This window comes from Chamaesiphon sp. OTE_20_metabat_361, from assembly GCF_031364565.1.
Map to the genome: position 1 here is coordinate 1 of NZ_JANLWO010000668.1, position 5,000 is coordinate 5,000.

A 5,000-nucleotide genomic window follows, 5' to 3' on the forward strand; every position below is an offset into this window, starting at 1 on the left:
AGTTCTGCTTGGGTAGCTTTGAGAATTCCCAGGGTTTGCGAGAGTTCTTGAGTGCGCTCGGCGACGGCATCACTGAGATTTTGCTCGCGGACGACTACCTCTTGCGCCAGATGTTGAAAGGCTCTGGCTAACTGTCCTGCTTCATCGATCCGCCGCGCAACTTTGAGCAAAGATGGCGTACTAAATGTTTCTGCCTGAGCCACTGTCATCGCTTCCGTACCAAAAAACTTTTGAGCGATCTCCGTCAGTTGTTTGAGCGGATTAATTACGGTGCGTTGCAATAAGACATTAATCGACGAGGTAGCAACTGCAAAAATTGCCACAAAAATTCCCATGATTAAAGCAAACCACGATCGCGATTGAGACATTAATTCGCCAGCGGGGACGTAGACTGTTTGAGCTGAAACGATTTCATTCAGTTTCCAACCATAGCCGTTGGCAGTGCCGTAGCTAGCCACTAAGCTCTTTGGTGCGGCTGCGACAATGCCGTGACACAGCAAGCAACTTTTGTCTTTCACGGCGAGGGGACGGGCGATGTAAAACAATTTTTTGCCATCGATCTCGCGATAGCCAGAGAGCTTCTTGAGGCTAGTTTGAGCGCGAAACTGCTCCACGAGCCGACGCTCGAATTCGTCGGCTAAGTCGAGCGGATTTGTTGGATTTAGAGTTGCTTCTTTGTAGAGAAAATCTCGATATTCAGGGTGTTTGCGAAAGATATCAAACACCGCATTGGCAGCAAAGGGTGGAATACTTTCACGAATGAATGTTGGCGAAGTATATAATTGACGTTCGAGGATGGGTTCGACACTTTGGCTGTTATAGTCTCGAAATGCGTTCATCGATTGGATGAACATTTCTGCCCGCATCACGATATTTTTGGTTGTTTCGTTCTGGGCAATATTAGTCAACAAAATGCCACCAGAAATCGTCCCGATCGCAAAAATAATCGCTAACAATATTGTAAATCTGTCGCCTAACTTGCGATTTTCGAGCATTTAATTTCCTCTCAAATTAGGCTGTAAAAGCCCGTTGATATAACTGACAACCAGGAATAACCGTATCACCCGATCGTTCGATCAGTCCGAGACTATTTAATTTATAAGCCAAAATTGATTCGAGTGCGATCGGTTCGGCAGCACTCAGCACAGCATCGAGCGCGACGGCTAATTCGGGATGCGCTGCCAAGACTACCCGATGAGTCTGTAAGTGATAACTATAAATTCCGGTAGCCGTGGGGGCAGTTTCCAGTAGTTGTGTCAGGGTGAGATCGCCACGACTCAAGTGATAGAGGGCGATATTGACCAACATCGGATGTCCGCCGACTAGATCCATCAATTGCTCGGTTTGGACACCATGCTCCCAGTCTAGTCCATACCGCCTAGCTAATTCCTGCACTGCCGCTCGATCGAATGTATTGAGCTGAATTGGCAATCCCACATTAAACGGCGATTGATTGAGTTGCAGGGGCACATAGATTTCGGTGGAATGCACCACGATTAGTCGGAGTTTTTGCCAGAGTGGATAGATCTTGGCTTCTTCAAACCACGAGCGCAACAGTGGTAAGAAATCCTTGGCAACTTGAGGATGCTCGAAAATTTGATTGACTTCATCTAGGGCAAAAATTAAGGGAGTAGAAATTTCGGGCAGTAGGTAGTTACGGAAATAAGCAGTGCAGCTAATTTTACTGCCGAGATCTTCATCCCAATACTCATCTAGCCTCGGTTCTAAATGCAGTTGAATTGCCGCATTCGCACAGATCCAGCGCAAGAATCGTTCCAAATCGCTCAAAATTGCTGCATCAGTTTGCTCGATATTCAGGTGGACGGTTTGATAACCCAGGCGGTTGGCAGCAGCGAGAGTCCTCAACAGCAGGGATGTTTTGCCCATTTCTCTCGGTGCTTTAATCCGCACCAATGCGCCTGGTTTGCGAATTTCGCGATCGATCTGAGCTTCAAAGGGCACGCGCTCTAAATAAAAAGGCGATCCAATCGGGACGGCACCATTAGGGTATCTCGGCAATGGATCTGGATCGAGATCGACATAACTAATGGCATCTGCTGAGTTATCATCTCGATTATCTGTTGGAACGGCTCCGCCAACGATCTGTGCGGTGGCAACCGCATCCAGCGTATAAACCTCTTTCCAATCCAGTCCCAACCGTTGACAGAGTTCTTCAAACGTGATGTAGTCAACAGGTTTGCCATTTAAAAAATTACTCACCGTAGCTAGGGAAAATCCAGCATCTTCCGCCAAGGCTCGTTGGCTAGAGAAGCCATTTCGTCCGAGTGCTAGTTTGACTTGATTAAGGCAATCCGATCGGATTTTCAGAGATCTGGACATGAAATTTTTCGCGCTGGTTACTTTAAATTTAGCATGGCAGTTTAGTCGATCGGTTGTCCAGTCACTCAATCTAGCTAAATCAGGTGTATTCAGGCATTCTTAGGCAATAACTTAGTTATCGATGGAATTCAATAGATATATGGACAGCGAAACAAAATGAGTAGTTATTAGCTTCCGATCTAAATGTAGCTGCTCATGTAATTACTCTCAATATTTTGTGACTATAAAATGGGTGCAGCGTCTGAATACAACTGGTGGCAACTCGCCAAAAGATTGCAATCGCGGTCGTCTAAATACAGAAATTCCCGTGCCCTACACTGCGGATTATTACTTCTATTCAGATCCCAAACGTCCATAAATATCAGCATAAGCATGACAACGACCACTTATGAAAAATAGTAATATTGAATCTGGATCTACAAATAAATCGCTGCTGTTATTGAGCCAGCAAGTAACTGGTAAAGGCTTCTCCCTCAAATATCATCAATGCCCACTAAACTCTACCCTTGTCAAAGAAATTCCCGCGCTATCAACTCCTTGGTTGTATTTTCCCTTGAGCAAACCCATTCATGTTACCCAAGATACCGAAAATCGTCCGCCTGAATCTATTGTCTCCAAGGGCGACTTGGCTTTTGTGCCAGCAGGACAAGCAACCTACTGGCGGTCGCGGGTAGACGACGATCGCCCATTGTCATTTCTCTGTATCTATTTCCAGCCAGAATTAGTCATGGCAACTGCTGAAGGATCGGGACTAAATCCGGCGTTGCCCAATCAGCTCGATTTGGTACACTGCCTGACTCAATCCGAGCCATATCTGCAACAGATCGCCATGATGCTCTTGACAGAGCTAAAGTCTGGCGGCATCATGGGTGAATTATATCTTGAATCATTAACTCAAGTATTGACTATTCATTTGTTGCAACACTATGGCAATTCGCAGCAAATGTTGGTGGAGCCGATGCTTGGAACGAGACACGCAAACGGAACTATAATCGCCGATCGTCACAGCCGAAATCAGACTCGATTACAGCAGGCGATCGATTATATTCATGACAATCTCAATGGCGATTTATCAATGACTCAAATTGCCAGTAGTATTAATATCAGCCCTACTTACTTTGCCAGTTTGTTCAAACAAGCCACAGGAATTTCACTGCATCAATATGTAATTACACAGCGAGTAGAACGGGCAAAACTACTGCTGACAAAAAATGCAGATTTGTCGATCGAGAGTATTGCAGAGCAAGTGGGGTTTTCTAGTCAGAGCCATCTGATTTACCACTGCAAGCGGCTGACTGGGATGACCCCAAAACAGTTTATTAATTCTAAAATCGTCAGATTCTGACAAGTTTTCATCAGCAACGCCGAAACCTAGAGAGGCAAATATTTTTAAACTTTGGTAAGCTGCTGGCACTTAGCTACTAATTGTTCGGCCAAATCTATATCGGTAGAAAGTTCTGAAGGTTTATCAATCTTGCAATTAGACCAGTATTTGCCAGTAATTTGTCCACCCTCATCTGATAAAGCTAAATGTAAAGATGTTTTAGCACCTTCGATCGCTGGCTGAGTAAACAGATTAAAAATCGGCGCGATGATTTTACCAGTCAAACTGATATTATCGTTGCCGATATTGGTTTTAATCGATCCTGGATGCAGACAGTTGACGGTTACTTTTGTATTCTCAAAATCTTTGGCGAGTTTAAAAGTAAGTAAGTTGCGATACAAACAACTATCCGCGCAAAGACTAATTGTATTCAGCAAGCTTTTTGGTGATTTATCTCGATCTTGGATATACGCCAGATTAAACTTACCTGCTTTATGCGAAAGACCTGAAAGGTTAATTATCCGACCCTGTGGAGATTGCAGTATAAGTGGCTTGAGAATTGTGTTAAATATATACTGAGATAAGACATTGATCTCAAAATGACTTTCAAGTCCATCATTAGTAAAGTGACATTGATAATCAAAAGTACCAGCATTATTAATCAGAATGTCGATCGCTTCGTATTTGCTAGCAATAGTATTAGCACAAGCTTTCATGGATTCGATCGATTCTAGAGCGCACTGATGAAGATCGATTTGACAGCTTGGGTTAATTATCAGAAGTTCGTGTTTGAGATCTTGACCTTTAGTAAGGTTGCGAACGGGTAAAATCAAAATCGATACGTGTTTGACTAATTCTTGAGCCGTAGCTCGACCGATACCTGAAGTAGATCCTGTCAGAAATGCGACTTTTGAAGATTGTGAAGTCATGATTTTGCACTAGTATTTAAGTCTGAGCTTTATGTAGATGAAACTAAGATATTTATTTGCAAACACCTTAATCTTAAAATCTATTTAATTTCTGAAGCCTGTATTCCTAAAATCGCCCGATCTTACTGGAAAAGCCCGTAGCCCCATACTAGCAGGGAACACAGGCTTTGAATTTGGACATTAAGGAAAATTGTTTTTGAGGAGATAAAGATCGGACACCAGTATCACTCTCCATATCCGATTTCACAACTCAGCAAAAGTGTTCGACTACCTGTTTTTTACCGCAGCGCAACTTCGCCACCTTTAGCTTGAATTGCCGCTAGCAGCGCGGGCTTGCCAGCACCCGCCAGCCACTCGTCCATCGTGAGTAGTCCGGGGAATTCTGTTCGCAGCGACGCAATATCGGC

Annotated in this window: 5 protein-coding genes; 2 read left to right on the forward strand and 3 right to left on the reverse strand. The window is 44.0% G+C overall.

Going from position 1 to position 5,000, the window contains the following annotated elements:
• On the reverse strand, positions 1 to 995 hold a 995-nt coding region (locus RMO35_RS19100), incomplete at its 3' end, for a DUF3365 domain-containing protein (protein ID WP_309743189.1).
• Between the two features lie 16 nt (positions 996 to 1,011).
• Positions 1,012 to 2,340, reverse strand: a complete 1,329-nt coding sequence (locus RMO35_RS19105; protein WP_309743191.1) for an AAA-like domain-containing protein — start codon at positions 2,338 to 2,340, stop codon at positions 1,012 to 1,014.
• A 217-nt stretch (positions 2,341 to 2,557) separates the two neighbouring features.
• Here RMO35_RS19105 and RMO35_RS19110 point away from each other — a divergent pair, with 217 nt between their 5' ends.
• Entirely contained in the window at positions 2,558 to 2,698 is a 141-nt protein-coding gene (locus RMO35_RS19110; RefSeq protein WP_309743193.1) for a DUF3455 domain-containing protein, read from the forward strand.
• Positions 2,699 to 2,728: 30 nt separating this feature from the next.
• Positions 2,729 to 3,685, forward strand: coding sequence for an AraC family transcriptional regulator (locus RMO35_RS19115; RefSeq protein ID WP_309743195.1), 957 nt, complete (start codon positions 2,729 to 2,731; stop codon positions 3,683 to 3,685).
• Between the two features lie 44 nt (positions 3,686 to 3,729).
• Here RMO35_RS19115 and RMO35_RS19120 read toward each other — a convergent pair whose 3' ends face one another.
• Positions 3,730 to 4,593, reverse strand: a complete 864-nt coding sequence (locus RMO35_RS19120) for an SDR family NAD(P)-dependent oxidoreductase (protein WP_309743197.1) — start codon at positions 4,591 to 4,593, stop codon at positions 3,730 to 3,732.
• Positions 4,594 to 5,000 lie beyond the last annotated feature (407 nt).

What these genes read in the sequence shown, in the direction of transcription:
- RMO35_RS19115 (WP_309743195.1), top strand. Translation starts at nt 2,729, where the DNA reads ATGAAAAATAGTAATATTGAATCTGGATCTACAAATAAATCGCTGCTG.
- RMO35_RS19105 (WP_309743191.1), bottom strand. Translation starts at nt 2,340, where the DNA reads ATGTCCAGATCTCTGAAAATCCGATCGGATTGCCTTAATCAAGTCAAA.
- RMO35_RS19120 (WP_309743197.1), bottom strand. Translation starts at nt 4,593, where the DNA reads ATGACTTCACAATCTTCAAAAGTCGCATTTCTGACAGGATCTACTTCA.